Source organism: Paenibacillus sp. FSL R7-0331, assembly GCF_000758645.1.
GTDB classification, from domain to species: domain Bacteria; phylum Bacillota; class Bacilli; order Paenibacillales; family Paenibacillaceae; genus Paenibacillus_AQ; species Paenibacillus_AQ camerounensis.
Window position 1 is genome coordinate 3,727,071 of sequence record NZ_CP009284.1, and the last position, 16,356, is coordinate 3,743,426.

Consider the following 16,356-nt stretch of genomic DNA (forward strand, 5'->3'; position numbering starts at 1 on the left):
CTTATGAAGGAACAAGGCAAATTCAACGGGTGGCCCTTTATTGGAGACATGAGCATGGAGCGCAAACTGCTGCTGGTCTTCCTGGTTATCGTTACACTGCCGCTTTCCATTATCGGCATTATCAGCTATAAGAGCTATTCAGAGTCAATTGAAGCCAATACCGTTGCTTATTCAGAGAAGCTGATTGATCAAATGATGGACGGAATCGACGACTACATAGAAGATATGAAACGGATTTCTTCCATGCCGGCTTATGTAAACGAAATCAAACAAAATCTGATTGCCTCCAACCGTTATCATGAGCAAAAGAGCCTGAGTGAAGGCGACACAGGCAGCAATTCAGTTGCACCGCGGGACTTTGACCTGCTGTTGTCCATCCAGCGGGGGATAGAAGGCAATATCTCTTTTATCAACAATATTAAACGGGGGACGAATTCTGTCTATATTTTTGACGCCTATGGAAACGGATACTATTCTGCCAAAGACGGGGGTGTCAGGCTGGATCTTGATCAGAGCTACAAATTCTGGAGCCTGCAGGCCAGGGATTCCAGCGGTGAGGCCCTGCTCTTTGGCACCCAGGCTTATACGACTAATCTTCAAAGTACACGTTATGCTTATACTGTTGTCCGGAAAATTGTTGACGGCCTCTGGAATCCAATCGGGCTGATCGCGGTAGAGGCTAATATAAGTAATATGGAAGCCCAGGTAGCTGAACTGGACAACGTAACCCGGGGTAAATCCCTGATCGTGGACCAGGATGGTAAGGTTGTTTATGATAGTGACCAGAAACTGCTGACTACGGATATTTCGCAAACCATGCTGTTCCGGAACGCTCAGGGAGCGGCAGGAAGCTTTTATGATACAGTGTCAGGCAAGCAGCGGCTTAATATTTATTCCAGTTCAGCCAAGACAAATTGGAAGGTGATTATATCCATTCCTGTTGATGAACTCACCCGTGACGTCAAGCTCACCCGCAACGCAACCTTATTAGCCACTCTGATTATTATTGTCTTAGCCTTAATCATTTCTATTGTACTGTCATTCGCATTGACCAAACCGCTGAAGCAAATGATTCAGCTGATGAAAAGGGTTCAAAACGGGGATCTTGATGTGAACTTTCTTGTGAAGCGGCGGGACGAAATCGGGCTGCTGGGTCATCAGTTTAACCGGATGCTAGCCCGCATCAGAGAGCTGATTCAGGATATCTACCGGATTGAGGAGCAGAAGAAAGAAGCGGAGCTTCATGCCCTGCAGAGCCAGATCAATCCGCACTTCATATATAATACATTAGAATCCATACGGATGACCGCTGAAATTAATGATGATGTGGAAGCTGCCGATATGATTTCGATTCTGGGTAAGCTGCTGCGTTACAGCACAGGCGAAGTAACCGGCCGCACAACAATGAAGCAGGAGCTTTTGTATGTCCGCAACTATGTTGAGCTGTTAAACAGCAGGTATCCCGGAAGATTTGTGCTGCAGATTGATGTTCCTGAAGAATTAAATGATTACAACATTATCAAGCTGGTGTTCCAGCCGATTATAGAGAATGCCGCCTATCACGGACTGGATGACAGCAAAGAGCACATGCATATCAGTATCAGATGTGAATTCACAGCACATAAACTGCTCTTCCATATCCGCGACGACGGCTGTGGAATGGATCAGCAGACCCTGGATAAACTGAAAGACGATTTGAAGCGGGAGACTCCCCACAAGAAGAGCATTAACGGCGGTATCGGCATGAAAAATGTTCATCAGCGGGTGCAGCTCCATTACGGGACGGCTTATGGTATTGAGCTGTTTAGTAAGCAAGGGGAGGGAACAGATGTAATCCTCACACTGCCGCTCCCCTCATACCGCAAGGAAAGCATGTCTGATACAGAAGGGGGCGATCAGGATTGAAAAGGGTTAAAGAGCATTGGCCGCTGCATACAGTACTGCTTCTCCTTATCCTATTCACAGCGGGCTGTTACAAAACGGGCAGCAAACAGGATCTCTCAGCTACTCCGGCTGCAGATAATGAACAAGCAAGTCTGTCCGGCAGCATTCTTATGCTTACAAACCGGATTGACCTTATAGAGAATGGCACAATGCAGGGTTTCGCTGATCAGTTTAATAAGAAGTATCCCGAGGCTACTGTTGAATTTGAAGGCTTATCCAACTATGCCACAGATATAATGGTCCGGCTCTCTACCAAGGATGCCGGAGATGTACTGCTGCTGCCGGTTAATCTGCCTGCGAAGGAGCTGAGCTATTTCTTCGAACCCCTGAGTGAGGAGATGTCCACTGATGAGAGGTTCAAAAGCTTTACGGCTTTTGACGGCAAGCGGTATGGTCTGTCCACCGGGACAACTACAAGCGGGATTATCTACAATAAGAAAGCATTTGAACAGGCGGGTATCACGGAAATTCCGCAGACTCTGGATGATTTCTACGCAATCTGTGCCCAACTGAAACAAGCCGGTATCATACCGCTATACATGAATTATGGCGCAGTCTGGCCGCTCCGGGAATGGGGCAACAATATGGTCAATTATATGACCGGTGATCCAGAATATCTAAATGAAATGGTTCATACCAACAATCCTTGGCAGCAACATAACGAATGGGGGCGCTCGCTCGGTATCGCCCGTACACTGGTTGCCCGGGGATATGTGGAGGATGAGTTGTTCTCGAATAACTGGGAGGTCTCCAAAACAAGGCTGGCCAAGGGGGAAGCAGGGATGTACCTGAGCGGGAACTGGACAATTCGCCAGGTCCTTGATGCCGGGGCAGCTTCGAAGGATATCGGGTTTTTCCCGTTTCCTTATGATAACGGCCGGACACATCATGCCCCATTGAATCCTGACTGGTTTATCGGCGTCAGCAAATTCAGTAAAAATAAGGAGCTGTCGATGGCTTGGGTGAACTTCCTGGTTAAGGAAACCACTTATTCGGCAGAGAGCTTCCTTCCAGTAGATGGTGCATCAGAGCCTTCGATGGAACAATATACTGAATTTAATTCGTATCATCCTGAACTGGTGGAAGCAGTGGTACAGACAGACGCATTTATTGAAATGGCTAACCGCTCGAAGCTTTCCTTTGCGACCGGGGACTACATACAGGAGCTGATCGCTGCACCTGATCTGCAGAAATCCTTCGATGAGCTCAATGACCGATGGAAGGAAGCCCGCGAAGGGCAGTCCGCTTCCTTTCAGCCTTAAACGGCACAGCAATTCAATCCAAAAAAGGCCAAGCAGCAAAAAGCGGCCCCGGACAGAAAGTTATTCTGCCGGGGCCGCCATTATTGATGCGCAAAAGTTACAGATTACAGCTGCAGATTACGGTCAATCAGTTCTATGCGCTGCTGAACAGAGGCGTAAGAGCGGAGCGGGTCTTCAGGAGTATTCAATACATAATCCAGCATCTGGTCAATGGTTGTAGTCGCAACATGAATACGGGTGTCCGAGGAAGCGTAATAGATATACACCTCTCCGTTATCACGGGCAATAACACCGTTACAGAATACTACATTGGATACATCCCCGACACGTTCTTCGCCATCAGGGGCAATGAAATGGCCGCCGGGCGCATGGGTAACCTTATTAGGCTCCTCCAGATCAGACAGAAAGGCGTATAGCACATAACGCAGACCCGCAGCCGTATTGCGGACGCCATGAGCAATATGGAGCCAGCCGCGAGCTGTCTTGATCGGAGCCGGACCTTGTCCGTTCTTTACTTCCTTGATTGTATGATAGTAACGCTGATCCATGATGGATTCGCTGGCGATGACAGCATTCTCGATGGTGTCAGACAGGCCCCAGCCGATACCGCCGCCGGAACCTGCGTCAATGAAGCCATCCTGAGGGCGTGTATAGAAGGCATATTTGCCCTCTACAAATTCAGGGTGCAGAACAACATTACGCTGCTGGGCAGAACCGGTCTTGAGATCCGGCAGCCGCTCCCAGGTCTTGAGATCTTTGGTGCGGGTGATGCCGCACTGGGCTACAGCGCTGGACAGATCACCGCGTGCAGCTTCCGGGTCTTTACGTTCAGTACAGAATAGCCCGTAAATCCAGCCGTCGGCGTGTTTGACCAGACGCATATCATAGACATTGGTATCAGGAATATCCGTTTCGGGCAGGATGACCGGATAATCCCAGAAGCGGAAGCCGTCTACCCCGCTGTTGCTCTCAGCCACAGCAAAGAAGGATTTGCGGTCGTTGCCTTCCACACGGGCTACTATATAGAATTTGCCGTCCAGTTCAATCGCACCAGGATTAAAAATACCATTCACGCCGATTCTTTCGGCAAAATAAGGATTGGTTACGGGATTAAAATCATAGCGCCAGACTAACGGTGCATGTTCTGCCGTCAGCAGCGGATATTGATAACGGTCATAAATCCCGTTGCCGAAAGGCATCTTTTCATTTTTGCGGTCAATCAGTGCCTCGTAACGTCCGGTTAACAGGGCTTTGCGCTCCTCGAATACTGTTGTCATTACACGGTCTCCTTTTCTCACTCTGCAAATTAAAAAATAACAAAAAAATAACGTTATTAATAAAATACGTATTAGCGATAACAAAACACAATTAAGTTATAACGTTTTTTTCACCGGATTACAAGAGTCTAATATGTAATGTAAAGACAAGACTATAAAAGAGCAATACAACACATTTTATATTGAAGGCATCAGGCCTATAATTAGAATGGTAGCGCCATCATTTTGCACGTGTATTACAACTGGAGGCGATTTTCTAGGTGATCAGAATCATGATTGCGGATGATGAGGAAGTTATCCGCCGCGGGCTTGAGAAAATAACTTCCAGAATGGATCTGGAAGTGAAGGTTATTGGCTCGCACGGCAATGGAATGGAGGCATGGAACCAGCTTTCGACTATAACAGCAGAGGATATTGATCTGTTGATAACGGATATCAAGATGCCCAGGATGGACGGCTTTATGCTGATTGAAAAGGCTAGAGACTGGATGAAGGATCTGCCGATAGCGGTGTTGAGCGGTTTTAGTGATTTTGACTATGCCCGGCGGGCGATACGTTTTGGTGTACTGGATTATCTGCTCAAGCCGATAGAGAAAGCACAGCTGTATGATCTGCTGAAACGTGTAGAGGAGAACAAACAAAGCATTTCTTCCGAACCGCAGCAGCTGGTTGTCCAGACATCTGAAGGTGGTGAGCATTACGTAGTCGAGCAGGCCAAAGGTATTCTTGAAAAGGAGTATGGACATATTTTCGAACTGGAGCGTCTGGCAGAGACAGTAGGAATGAATGCCAGTTATCTTAGCCGCCTGTTTAAGTATAAGACCGGTCAGACGATTACTGATTATCTGATCGGCATACGGATCGCCAAAGCCAAAGAGCTGCTGATCAGCCAGCCTGATCTTAAAAATTATGAAATAGCCGAAAAGGTCGGCTATAGTGATCCCGTATATTTCAACAAGCTGTTTAAGAAAGTATGCGGTGTAACTCCAAAGGATTATAAAAGCGGTTGCAGAGCTCCTAAAGCATAAGCTGCTAAAGCTGCAGCTTCATAGGGAAAATGGATCACTAGAGGGCGAAAAGCCCTCTTTTTCTATTTTATTTTCATAACAAATAATAATATATAAAACAAAAATAACAAATAGAAGACCAGAAAAAGCAATTCAGACCATCGTTTTCATGCTTTCAACGCATTATAATGTGTTTGTAAGCGATAACAACAAGCTTTATAAGACTGAAAAGGAAATATTATTCTTTTTAAGTTATTAATCGTTTGTTATCATATTAAACTTGTTAGTTTTTTGTTATTACAAAGGTTGAATGGAGAGAGGGGTTTTATCAATGAAAAAAACAAAAGCAATTACCGGTCTAGCAGCATTAACACTGATGGCAGGCTTATTCGCAGGCTGTTCATCGAACAATAATGCAGACAATGCCGCAGCAACCAACGCCGGAACGGAAGCAACGGCAGCTCCCGAAGGAGATGCCGCCAAGGACATTAAAGGCAATATCACAGTGATTACGCAAAGAACCGACATTGTTGATACCGTGTTCAAAGATTATGCAGCTAAATTCAATGAACAATATCCGAATGTTAAAGTGAACTTTGAAGCACTCTCGACTTACGAGGATCAGATCAAGATCCGTATGAGCACCGATGATTACGGTGATGTGCTCCTGCTGCCTACAAGCGTGGCTATCAAGGACCTTCCGGAGTTCTTTGAACCGCTGGGCCAAAAAGCGGAGCTTGAGCAGCAATATACCGGTCTTGAGGAACGCAGTGTGGACGGTATTGCTTACGGTATTCCGATTACCGTTAATTACTCAGGAATTATCTACAACAAACAAGTGTTCAAGGATGCAGGCATCACAGAAGTTCCAAGAACCATTGATCAGTTCATGACCTCACTGCAGAGCATTAAAGACAACACGGATGCTGTTCCGCTGTATACAAATTATGCAGCAGGATGGACGCTGACCCAGTGGGAAGCCGTTCTGGCAACAGTTGCCGGCAACCGTGACTATGTAAATATTACTCAGGTCGCTTCAGATGATAACTTTGTGCAGGGACAACCTCACTATGATTTGTACAAGGTAATGTATGATGCGGCAAAGAACGGACTGATTGAAGAAGACCCTACAACCACTGACTGGGAATCCTCCAAGGCTGATCTGGCCAACGGTAAAATCGGGACAATGGTGCTCGGCTCATGGGCGATTGGTCAAGTTAAAGGCTTGGCAACCAATCCTGATGATGTAGGCTTCATGCCGTTTCCTACTAATGCAGAGAAGGTACTTGTACCGCTTGCTGACGATTATAACCTCGGGATCAGCATCCACAGTAAAAACAAAGAAGCAGCCAGAGCATGGGTTGACTGGTTCATTAATGAATCCGGCTATCCGACAACTGAAGGCGGCGGCATGAGTCCTGTAAAAGGTGCTGAGCTTCCGGAAATTCTGAAGCAATTTGACGGTACAGAAGTTACGTTTGACACCCTTGCCCCTGCCAAAGAGGGTGAAGAAGGCTGGGTCGATGCGATTGACAAGGAAGCTGAAATCGGACTTTGGCAGCCTGACTTCAAGAAAGTTATTATTGAAGCAGCAATCGGCAACCGCAAAGATTCTTATGACGATATCATGAAGGACCTGAACGATAAATGGAAAGCAGCAAGAGCAAAAGTTACAGCTGCCCAATAAACCCTGGAAGCTGACGGTATTATCGCAGAGTGAAGACAGAATCAAGAGGTCGGGGGGATGCGCTTAGCGCATTGTCCCCTTCACTTTTGCAGCGTTCATTGAGGATCTGGAGTAAGTAGCATCATGTGTTCTTTCTTGGGAGGTGTGGAGAGCTTGTCTAACTTAAGTTATAAAAATCAGCGTATTTTAATCATCCTTTTATTCTCGCTAGTTCCGGTTGTCCTGCTGTTAACATTCTCATATCTGCCTGTATTAAAAATGTTCCAATACAGCTTCACAAGCTGGGACGGCTTCAGCAAAAAAATGGAGTACGTCGGATTCGACAATTATAAGACTATTTTTACAAGACCGGAGTACTTTGCGGTATTCAAGGTCAGTCTGTATTACTTCTTTGCCACGTTTGTGCAGATGGGGCTGGCTCTCTATTTCGCAACTATTCTGAGCTTTAATGTCAGGCTGAAGAACTGGTTCAAAGGTATTTTGTTCTTTCCAACCTTGCTTAACGGAGTGGCCATCGGTTTTATCTTCCTGTTCTTCTTCAAACCGGAAGGGACGTTGAACACGCTTCTTGATCTGATAGGCCTTGGGGCCTGGCAGCAGAAGTGGCTGCTGAATCCGCATTTAATTAACATTTCGCTTGCGTTCGCTTCAGTGTGGAGATACATGGGGATGAACTTTATTATCTTCCTGGGTGCCATTTCATCCATCGGCAGCGATATTTATGAAGCTTCGGAGATTGACGGCGCCAACCGCTGGCACCAGTTCAGACATATTATTCTTCCAAGCATCAAGCGTATTCTGCAGCTCAATCTGATTCTGGCGGTAAGCGGAGCCATCGGCGTATTCGAAATTCCTTACGTCATGACTGGCGGTTCAAACGGCAGCAGCACCTTTGTCATTCAGACCGTCGATGTGGCCTTTAAATACAGCAAGCTGGGCCTTGCTTCGGCAATGGCAGTAGTTCTGCTGGGTATCGTTGTCATCGTAACTATTCTGCAGCGTGTTCTAATAAAGGAGGAGAAGTAAGAGATGCATACGATTAAATACAGCGCAGCCTCCTTCTTTAAATATCTCACTTTGGTTTTAGGAGCTTTTGCCTCCCTCATTCCAATTATTGTTGTCTTTTTCGCATCACTCAAAACGAATACCGAGTACGCCAATACCGGTCCGCTAACTTTGCCTGAGAACTGGCTCAATTTCAGCAATTACACCAAGGCCTTTGTTGACGGCAACATGCTGCTGGGCTTTATGAATACTATTATCATTGTGCTTATTTCTATAGCGGGAGCGACATTGACCGGATCAATGATGGCCTATATCCTGGCCCGTTTCAAATTCAAAGGCAGCAAGCTGCTGATGGGCGCTTTTCTGCTGGCTACCCTGATTCCGGGAGTAACGACACAGGTTGCCACCTTTCAGATTATCAACTCGCTCGATTTGTTTAATACCCGCTGGGCGCCGATTCTGATGTATCTCGGTACGGATATTATAGCCGTATATATTTTCATGCAGTTCCTGGACTCGATCTCCGAGTCGCTGGATGAATCAGCAATGCTCGACGGCGCCTCATACTGGACGATCTACTGGAGAATTATTCTGCCGCTGCTGAGTCCTGCAATTGTTACGGTCATTATTGTGAAGGGTGTCAACATCTATAACGACTTCTATACCCCTTTTCTGTATATGCCCAAAAGCAGCCTCCAGGTTGTCTCCACCGCGCTTTTTAAATTCAAAGGTCCTTACGGCTCACAATGGGAGGTTATCTGTGCGGCGATTATGATTGCCATTATCCCTACGCTGATTGCCTTCATTTCCTTGCAAAAATATATTTACAACGGCTTTGCCCAAGGCTCGGTAAAATAATATTCGGTAGGCCAAACCAGATTTGAGAGGAGAATGAAAGATGAAACAAGTGAACATAATTGGGAATAATCTGCCGAATATCCCATGGCAGGACAGACCGGCCGGCAACGACAATCCGGTATGGAGACATAATGATAACCCGGTGATCAGACGGAATCCGGCCAAAGGTGTCGCACGGATTTTTAACAGTGCCGTAATTGCTTATGAAGGCAGCTTCCTCGGCGTGTTCCGTGTAGAAGACAATACAACCCGCCCTCACCTGCGGATGGGCTATAGTGCCGACGGCCTGGACTGGAAGATCGGGGATGAGCCGATTCCGTTCATTGATGAAGACGGCAACCCGTACGCACCGCGTTACGCTTACGATCCGCGTCTTGTCAAAGTGGAAGATACGTATTATATCATCTGGTGTACCGATTTTTACGGAGCAGCAATCGGGGTTGCGCGGACACAGGACTTCAAAACCTTTGTGAGCCTCGAAAATCCGTTCCTGCCGTTTAACCGCAACGGGGTACTATTCCCCAAAAAAATTAACGGTAATTTTGTAATGCTGTCCCGTCCTAGTGATAGCGGCCACACGCCGTTCGGTGATGTGTTCCTGAGTGAAAGCCCGGACTTTGTCTATTGGGGCAAGCATCGCCATGTCATGTCCAAGGGCGGACAAGGCTGGTGGCAAAGCACCAAAATCGGCGGCGGACCGGCGCCGATTGAGACAAGTGAAGGCTGGCTGATGTTCTACCATGGCGTAACTACAACCTGTAACGGCCTTGTGTATAGCATGGGCGCAGTAATCCTGGATAAGGATGAGCCATCCAGAGTCAAATTCCGCTCCAGAAACTTCGTCCTGACCCCAGAAGAATGGTATGAGGAGAGAGGCTTCGTTAATAATGTGCTATTCCCTTGCGCAGCTCTTACCGATGCTGAAACAGGCCGTATCGCCATTTACTATGGCGCTGCTGATACTTATGTTGGCGTAGCCTATACGACTGTTCAGGAAATCGTTAACTATGTTATTGAAACCCACGAAGAAGTCGGTGACGATGCCGGGCTTGGCAAAATCTGAGCCGGACATAAGGAGAATCATCCATGAACGAACGATCTTTGCCCCAATTACAAGCCTATGAAGGGATCAGCCCGAAGCCGGCTGATTTTGACCGGTACTGGGAACGCGCCTTAAGTGAATTGGATGCCCAGTCTTTGGAATATGAGCTGGAGCCTGCGGCATTTACAAGTGCGCTTGCGGAATGCTTCCATTTGTATTTTACCGGAGTAGGCGGAGCCAGAATTCACTGTAAATATGTAAGACCGAAGAACCAGACCGAAGCAAAAGGACCGGGTGTCGTCATGTTTCACGGATATGCCTGTGACAGCGGCGACTGGTTCGAGAAAGCGGGTTATGCGGCTCACGGAATCAGCGTACTGGCAATGGATTGCCGCGGTCAGGGCGGGGTGTCCGAGGATAACCTGACTGTTCAAGGCACTACGATACGCGGGCATATTATCCGCGGAATCGATGATCCTGATCCGGATAAGCTGTACTACCGCAATGTATTTCTTGATACAGCACAGGCGGCGCGCATCTTGATGGCCATGCCTGAGGTGGACCCGGAACGCGTCGGTGCATTCGGTCTATCCCAAGGCGGCGGTCTTACGGTTGCCTGTGCTTCGCTGGAGCCCCGAATCAAAATAGCGGTGCCTGTCTATCCGTTCCTCTCCGATTATAAGCGGGCATGGGAAGCAAACATAACGGCGTCCGCCTATGAGGAGCTTAATTACTATTTCCGTTTCTTCGATCCGCATCATCTGCGTGAACAAGATATTTTTAACCGGTTAGGTTATATTGATATTCAAAATCTGGCCGACCGGATAAAAGGAAACGTATTGTGGGTCACAGGACTAATGGACCCGGTTTGTCCGCCATCGACACAATTTGCTGCATATAACAAGATTAAGGCGCCAAAGGAATTACTGGTTTATCATGAATACGGCCATGAGTATCTGCCTTATCTCTCAGACCGGACTCTGCAAATCTTTTTAACTCTGTAAGCAAAATGGCACTTGTTAATGGCTGCAGCCCTTACGACTTGTAGGGGCTGCAGCCATTTCCGTGCGATTTTTAAAATAAATCGTGCATCACCCTCATATGAACTTTCATCTTTAATTGTTACTATAACGGTGTAGCAAGTGAATACAGATTATATTAGGAGGGTTAAAGATGTTGAAATGGAAGCGTTCTCTTACAGTACTGGCCATGACGGCCTTGCTGGGAACGATGGCAGCATGCGGCGGAAACAACGGAACGGAAATGGTGCCACGAACAAGGCAGAGCCTACTAGCGAGCCTGCCAGCACTACTGCAGCTGCGACAGCTGCACCAAGCAGTGAGCCAGTTAAACTGCGTATAATGTGGTGGGGATCACAGCCGCGCCACGAGGCGACCTTGGCTGCGCTGGACTTATACACTAAGAACAATCCTAATGTTACGTTTGAGCCGGAATATTCAGGCATGGATGGATACCTGGATAAATTATCGACACGGGCTGCAGCAAAAAATGCACCGGATATCGTTCAGCTTGACGGTAAGCAATTCGCTGTTCCTCTCGGCTCGGTAGCCTTCGGAATGGTATACGATCAGGCAGCTAACGTGTATCATGCCAGGCCGGTTCCAGATCCGCATGAAGGTGCCGGGGCAGGCGGATTACACGATCCATGCAGGCGAGAAGAATTGGCTCATCATCACAGAGAAGTCATTCTAACGGTAAAGATTATCTGACCTGTTGAAATATAATTACATTAGCTGAATAAGCACTTGGATAATATGGAAAACTTCAAACGTACACAAAGCTGTATGATTTGAATTTCCAGGAGGGTAATTTATGACAACGCAGGATCCAAAGGAGCTTCTAAAGAAAAAACACGAGCTGGATGAGCAAAAACAACAGTTCACAAATTTTGCACGCAGTGCCAGCGGGCATGGTGAGTCAGAAGCAGGCCAGGAATTTAGCCATGACCGGCTGCCTGATGATCAGAACCGTATGAAATCTGTTGAGAACAGACAAGATTGATTATAAGCCTCTTCACAATAAAGCCGATCCCTTCATGGGGTCGGCTTTATAAATGAGTGCAAACTGCGCAGTGTTTATGGACAGTGGCATCATACCGTTCCATATGATGCTCATTGTGAGCTGGGACGAATGGATTACGATACCTTTGGTGGAACAGCAGTCTCTGTACAGCATCATCATATCGATCCGTATGGTCTGGCTTTTGTCGAGGACTCGCTTAGGCTTGCGGAATTGACTGGTAATCCTTCATGGCAGGAAAGGGCAATTGCAGTCTGGGATAATGCAATGCTAGGAATTTTGGACGGCAATAAGAGTGTGATGAGGCTGCCTTTATCCTTCATCTGATTCAGGCTTCTCCCCGTATTCTTTACCGAAATTCTCCATCCCCTTAAGGACAGGCAGCAGCTTGATTCCCTTTTCTGTAAGTGAATATTCAACCCGCGGGGGAACTTCCGGGTACACATCGCGCTTGATAATACCATCTTCCTCGAGTTCCTTGAGCTGCTTTGTGAGCGAGCCTTGGGATAAGCCTCCAAGGAAATATTTAATCTCGGTGAACCGGCGTCTTTCACCTTCCAGATACCAGATAATGAAATATTTCCATCGCCCCGAAAGTATATTTTGAGTAAAGGCTATTGCGTACATATTACTCTTCTCATTAATAAAGTCCTGTTCAAATCCTTCATTACATACCCTCATGATCTCGCTCCCAGTCTAAAAGTACAAATAGATGTACTAAGTTCATCTAATTTGCCTTCTTTGCAAATGAAATATACGGATTTATGATAGTACCCAGGCGGCTTATGGATACAAACATTATTTAATCATTAGCAAGCTAAAGATTATTGTAACATATCCCCCCGCGAAGAGACCCTTTTAGCTCGACATTAATATGCCATTAGGGTGCGAAAGAGAGGATACTAATCATGAACAATCGTGTAACAGAGATTCTTGGTATTGAAAAGCCTATTTTACAAGGACCGATGAGCTGGATTACGAATGCTGAATTTGTTGCTGCCGTGAGTAATGCAGGTGGCTTAGGGATTCTTGGTCCCAATGCCGGTCAAACAACAATTACAGCCTCACCAGAGGAAACCGCAGAACGCATGCGCCGCGAGATTCGTAAGACCAAAGAACTGACGGATAAACCGTTTGGAACAACTTTGATTACTGATGCAGATATGAAGTTCACTTGGCCCATTTTAGAGGTTGTCATAGAAGAAGGGGTTCAAGTTATTCTGCTTAATGGTGTTGAAGGAACGTTAACAGATAAGATCATTACCCCATTGAAGGAAGCAGGCATTAGAATTGTCTACCGTCCTTTGACTCCAACGGTCGAAGACGCAAAAGCTGCTCAAGCCATGGGTGTGGATGTGTATGTGGTTACTGGATTTGATGAAGGCGGGACATTGCCGACAAGTATCATTGGTACGTTTACGATAACCCCGATGATTGTTGACGTGCTTGATATTCCAGTTATCGCTGCTGGTGGGATAGGGGATGCCCGCGGTGTTGCCAGTGCCTTTGCATTGGGGGCAGAGGGTGTCTTTTTAGGAAGCCGTTTTATACCGACTGTTGAAAACCCTGCAGCACAATCCGTAAAGCAACTGATCGTGGATTCATCTGCTGCGGATTTGTTATTGTACCGTACTTTACCAGCTTATTACCGTTCGTTGCCTACACCGTTTGCCGAAAAATTAGTAGCAATGGATAACCAGGGGGCATCTCGTGAAGACATCGCTAAGGCCGGGGGTGGTTCTAGTGTGATCCGCATTGGTATGCTTGAGGGTAACGGGGAAGGCGGCATTATCACGGTTGGTACTGGAATTACGACAATCAAGAAGATCCAAACGGTACAAGAAGTGGTTGACGAGCTGGCAGCTGGTATTAAGTAAATAGACATACAGGGATATACCAAGAAGTAAAGGCCATTAGGAATATGGACACCTCGATTTCACAATGTTATAGTTAGTTCGCTAAATATACTTTATAAGTTGAGGGTAGACTATGAACGATACAGTTGATTGTGATATTCGTCAGTCGTTAGACCGGATTTCTTCCCAAATGCGCCGGGATTACAGTGAATCTTTAAGGGAGCTTAACCTCTATGTGGGCCAGGATAATTTGATGTACCGGCTTTGGTTGGGTGATGGGATTACACAAATGCAAATAAGAGAACATTTGAAATGCGAACCGCCCACGGTTACCAATATGGTTAAGTCACTGGAGCAAAACGGATTTATATACCGCAAGCGTGATGAACAGGATGCACGGGTTATGCGGATTTTTCTGACAGACAGAGGAAAGGAGTTAGAAAAGCCGGTCGAAATTAAGTGGAAGCAGCAGCAGGAAAAATTATTGAAATCCGTTTCACCCGAAGATCGCTTACTGTTGAGGCAGCTTTTGAAGCAAATGGAGAGTAACTTATTATAGGTTCTCTCATTCCATTAAAGTTAGCCTGCTAACTAAACGGAAATGATATGGAGGAATTTAAATGAGATTTGGAATTATAGGTGCAGGACCAATCGCGTCGAATATCTCGAACAAACTGATTGAAAATGGACATGATGTCAAAATTGCAGATGCCCGCGGGATTGAACGGCTGGAAGGAAAAAACCTTTCGGGAACACCGGTGAGTGTAGAAGATGTCATTACAAATATCGAAGTTCTCATTATATCTATACCTTTCCAGGCACTGCGAACCCTTCGCAATGTTATAGAGAAAGTGGGGGAGGAGGTAATCGTGCTAGACACTTCAAATTATTATCCCTATAGAGACAACAAGATTGAAGAAATTGAGCATGGGTTGGTTGAAAGTATTTGGGTATCCAATCAGTTAGGAAGACCTATCATTAAAGCTTTTAACAATTTATTAGCCTATACATTAGAATATAAAGGAACTCCTGAAGGTACTAGCGGGCGTATAGCCATAGCGATTGCCGGTGATAACCAGTCACATAAACAAGTAACCATGAACGTAGTAAATGAGCTTGGCTTCGACCCAGTGGATAGCGGATCATTAAATGACTCGTGGAGACAACAGCCGGGAACCCCGGCTTACTGCACGGAGCTTACCAAAGCGGAACTGATCGAAGCATTACAAAAAGCTAATAAAGAAAAAGCCCCGATTCATCGGGATAAAGTGCTAGAAAAGCTATCGTCAGCTACTGGCGGATATTCGCACCAGGATATTGTGAATCTGAATAGAGAGATCTATAACTCCTGATTAGGATCATCCTATGCTCAAGCCAGGGCTGAAAATTGTGGCAGCAGTAAAAAATGAAATCAAAGCACTGAACGAAAAATAAAGACAAAGCCCCTGTTCTTAATGAACAGAGGCTTTGTCTATTTTATGCTAATAATAGTTGAAGCGCTTCTTTTACACCAGCCGGTTTGCGGCCAAGCAGCATCTCTAAATCAGACGGATTAATATCTAATCCGCCTTCGCGAATGCCTTGCTGAATCATAGTTAACATACCAATCATTTCTGCTGGTAAGTTAGCTTGCTCTAACATCCTACTATAAGTGGCATCATCTACGTTCATCACTGCAATTTCTTTACCCGTCACATCGTTTAAGGCTGTAACAAATTCAGCTTGTGTTAAGTTATCTCCACCTAGTTCATATATTTTGTTGTCGTGACCGCCAGTAGCCAGAACGTTTGCAGTTGCTTCAGCTAGATCAGCACGTAGTACCCAGCCCACTTTACCTTCACCAGCGGAAGTTACCCAAGGTGCACCGTTTAAACATTGTTGTATAGTGGCTAATTCGTTTTCTACATACCAGTTATTACGTACGAATACATATGGAATGCCTGATTCCTTTATGATATTTTCACGTACCAGGTGTGGACCTGCTAAAATAAATGGGCTTACGTCAGCACGCGGGGCAGAAGAATACACCAATTGTTGTACACCTGCTTGTTTTGCAGCTTCAACAGCATTTGTTTGTTGGCGTACGTATAATTCCAGATCACCAAAGGTTGAGACGATAAATACTTTATCGATACCCGTAAATGCTTCTACCAGAGAAGCTTGATCTTCAAAATCTGCTTTACGTACTTCAATTCCTTGAGCTGTTAAACGTAACGCCTTTTCAGAGCCGGGGTTTGTTGTCCCTGCGATAATATCCCCAGCTGGTAATTTTTTCGCTAAAAATTCAATGATTTTTCCACCTAAATGTCCAGTAGCGCCTGATACAAAAATTTTCATGTTAATGTGCCTCCAATAATAACTAGATTTATATTTGCTTA

16 protein-coding genes and 1 pseudogene are annotated in these 16,356 nt (G+C 46.0%); 14 read left to right on the top strand and 3 right to left on the bottom strand.

All coding sequences use genetic code 11. The features are described from left to right. Window positions 1-54: 54 nt before the first annotated feature. Both R70331_RS15635 and R70331_RS15640 read left to right on the top strand, forming a co-directional pair. Window positions 55-1,905, top strand: a complete 1,851-nt coding sequence (locus tag R70331_RS15635; RefSeq protein WP_231576298.1) for a sensor histidine kinase — start codon at window positions 55-57, stop codon at window positions 1,903-1,905. Further along, a complete protein-coding gene (locus tag R70331_RS15640; protein ID WP_042177044.1) occupies window positions 1,902-3,206 on the top strand; it encodes an ABC transporter substrate-binding protein in 1,305 nt (434 codons plus the stop codon). The genes R70331_RS15635 and R70331_RS15640 overlap by 4 nt, the downstream gene beginning before the upstream one ends. A 104-nt stretch (window positions 3,207-3,310) precedes the next feature. Here R70331_RS15640 and R70331_RS15645 read toward each other — a convergent pair whose 3' ends face one another. Beyond that, window positions 3,311-4,483 (bottom strand): glycoside hydrolase family 130 protein, encoded by a 1,173-nt coding sequence (locus R70331_RS15645; protein WP_042177046.1) that lies wholly within the window; start codon window positions 4,481-4,483, stop codon window positions 3,311-3,313. A gap of 260 nt (window positions 4,484-4,743) precedes the next feature. Here R70331_RS15645 and R70331_RS15650 point away from each other — a divergent pair, with 260 nt between their 5' ends. The 9 genes and pseudogenes from R70331_RS15650 (at window position 4,744) to R70331_RS15690 (ending at window position 12,449) form a co-directional block, all read left to right on the top strand. After that, complete coding sequence (locus R70331_RS15650; protein WP_052419076.1) at window positions 4,744-5,511, top strand: response regulator transcription factor; 768 nt, start codon at window positions 4,744-4,746, stop codon at window positions 5,509-5,511. A 310-nt stretch (window positions 5,512-5,821) separates the two neighbouring features. Further along, the gene (locus R70331_RS15655; protein ID WP_042177047.1) at window positions 5,822-7,177 is read left to right on the top strand and encodes an extracellular solute-binding protein; all 1,356 of its coding nucleotides are present in this window, start codon (window positions 5,822-5,824) and stop codon (window positions 7,175-7,177) included. Window positions 7,178-7,321: 144 nt separating this feature from the next. Beyond that, window positions 7,322-8,203 carry a carbohydrate ABC transporter permease gene (locus tag R70331_RS15660; RefSeq protein ID WP_156131254.1) on the top strand — a complete coding sequence of 294 codons (882 nt, stop codon included), beginning with the start codon at window positions 7,322-7,324 and terminating at the stop codon, window positions 8,201-8,203. 3 nt (window positions 8,204-8,206) lie between these two features. Then, window positions 8,207-9,040 carry a carbohydrate ABC transporter permease gene (locus R70331_RS15665; RefSeq protein ID WP_042177051.1) on the top strand — a complete coding sequence of 278 codons (834 nt, stop codon included), beginning with the start codon at window positions 8,207-8,209 and terminating at the stop codon, window positions 9,038-9,040. Window positions 9,041-9,080: 40 nt separating this feature from the next. After that, a complete protein-coding gene (locus R70331_RS15670; protein ID WP_042177052.1) occupies window positions 9,081-10,103 on the top strand; it encodes a glycoside hydrolase family 130 protein in 1,023 nt (340 codons plus the stop codon). A 23-nt stretch (window positions 10,104-10,126) separates the two neighbouring features. Further along, window positions 10,127-11,086: an acetylxylan esterase gene (locus R70331_RS15675; protein WP_042177054.1), complete on the top strand. Its 960-nt coding sequence runs from the start codon at window positions 10,127-10,129 to the stop codon at window positions 11,084-11,086. A 169-nt stretch (window positions 11,087-11,255) separates the two neighbouring features. Further along, a pseudogene (locus R70331_RS15680) lies at window positions 11,256-11,680 on the top strand (extracellular solute-binding protein); the annotation flags it as partial. Window positions 11,681-11,915: 235 nt separating this feature from the next. Then, complete coding sequence (locus tag R70331_RS15685) at window positions 11,916-12,104, top strand: hypothetical protein (RefSeq protein ID WP_042177060.1); 189 nt, start codon at window positions 11,916-11,918, stop codon at window positions 12,102-12,104. A 129-nt stretch (window positions 12,105-12,233) separates the two neighbouring features. Beyond that, on the top strand, window positions 12,234-12,449 hold the full coding sequence (locus R70331_RS15690) for a hypothetical protein (protein WP_042177062.1): 216 nt from the start codon (window positions 12,234-12,236) through the stop codon (window positions 12,447-12,449). Here R70331_RS15690 and R70331_RS15695 read toward each other — a convergent pair. Further along, window positions 12,435-12,803, bottom strand: coding sequence for a winged helix-turn-helix transcriptional regulator (locus R70331_RS15695; protein ID WP_081947632.1), 369 nt, complete (start codon window positions 12,801-12,803; stop codon window positions 12,435-12,437). The two genes, R70331_RS15690 and R70331_RS15695, sit on opposite strands and share 15 nt — an antisense overlap. Window positions 12,804-13,030: 227 nt before the next feature. Between R70331_RS15695 and R70331_RS15700 the strand changes: the two genes are divergently transcribed. The 3 genes from R70331_RS15700 (at window position 13,031) to R70331_RS15710 (ending at window position 15,330) form a co-directional block, all read left to right on the top strand. Further along, entirely contained in the window at window positions 13,031-13,999 is a 969-nt protein-coding gene (locus R70331_RS15700; RefSeq protein ID WP_042177066.1) for an NAD(P)H-dependent flavin oxidoreductase, read from the top strand. 112 nt (window positions 14,000-14,111) lie between these two features. Continuing rightward, window positions 14,112-14,537: a MarR family winged helix-turn-helix transcriptional regulator gene (locus R70331_RS15705; protein ID WP_042177069.1), complete on the top strand. Its 426-nt coding sequence runs from the start codon at window positions 14,112-14,114 to the stop codon at window positions 14,535-14,537. A 61-nt stretch (window positions 14,538-14,598) separates the two neighbouring features. Continuing rightward, window positions 14,599-15,330 carry an NADPH-dependent F420 reductase gene (locus tag R70331_RS15710; RefSeq protein WP_042177071.1) on the top strand — a complete coding sequence of 244 codons (732 nt, stop codon included), beginning with the start codon at window positions 14,599-14,601 and terminating at the stop codon, window positions 15,328-15,330. Window positions 15,331-15,454: 124 nt separating this feature from the next. Here the strand turns inward: R70331_RS15710 and R70331_RS15715 are convergent, their stop codons facing one another. Next, window positions 15,455-16,315: an SDR family oxidoreductase gene (locus R70331_RS15715; protein ID WP_042177074.1), complete on the bottom strand. Its 861-nt coding sequence runs from the start codon at window positions 16,313-16,315 to the stop codon at window positions 15,455-15,457. Window positions 16,316-16,356: the final 41 nt, after the last annotated feature.

Coding starts and splice junctions, on each gene's coding strand:
- R70331_RS15635 (WP_231576298.1), top strand. CDS start 55: ATGGAGCGCAAACTGCTGCTGGTCTTCCTGGTTATCGTTACACTGCCG.
- R70331_RS15645 (WP_042177046.1), bottom strand. CDS start 4,483: ATGACAACAGTATTCGAGGAGCGCAAAGCCCTGTTAACCGGACGTTAC.
- R70331_RS15655 (WP_042177047.1), top strand. CDS start 5,822: ATGAAAAAAACAAAAGCAATTACCGGTCTAGCAGCATTAACACTGATG.
- R70331_RS15665 (WP_042177051.1), top strand. CDS start 8,207: ATGCATACGATTAAATACAGCGCAGCCTCCTTCTTTAAATATCTCACT.
- R70331_RS15670 (WP_042177052.1), top strand. CDS start 9,081: ATGAAACAAGTGAACATAATTGGGAATAATCTGCCGAATATCCCATGG.
- R70331_RS15675 (WP_042177054.1), top strand. CDS start 10,127: ATGAACGAACGATCTTTGCCCCAATTACAAGCCTATGAAGGGATCAGC.
- R70331_RS15685 (WP_042177060.1), top strand. CDS start 11,916: ATGACAACGCAGGATCCAAAGGAGCTTCTAAAGAAAAAACACGAGCTG.
- R70331_RS15690 (WP_042177062.1), top strand. CDS start 12,234: ATGGATTACGATACCTTTGGTGGAACAGCAGTCTCTGTACAGCATCAT.
- R70331_RS15695 (WP_081947632.1), bottom strand. CDS start 12,803: ATGAGGGTATGTAATGAAGGATTTGAACAGGACTTTATTAATGAGAAG.
- R70331_RS15700 (WP_042177066.1), top strand. CDS start 13,031: ATGAACAATCGTGTAACAGAGATTCTTGGTATTGAAAAGCCTATTTTA.
- R70331_RS15705 (WP_042177069.1), top strand. CDS start 14,112: ATGAACGATACAGTTGATTGTGATATTCGTCAGTCGTTAGACCGGATT.
- R70331_RS15710 (WP_042177071.1), top strand. CDS start 14,599: ATGAGATTTGGAATTATAGGTGCAGGACCAATCGCGTCGAATATCTCG.
- R70331_RS15715 (WP_042177074.1), bottom strand. CDS start 16,315: ATGAAAATTTTTGTATCAGGCGCTACTGGACATTTAGGTGGAAAAATC.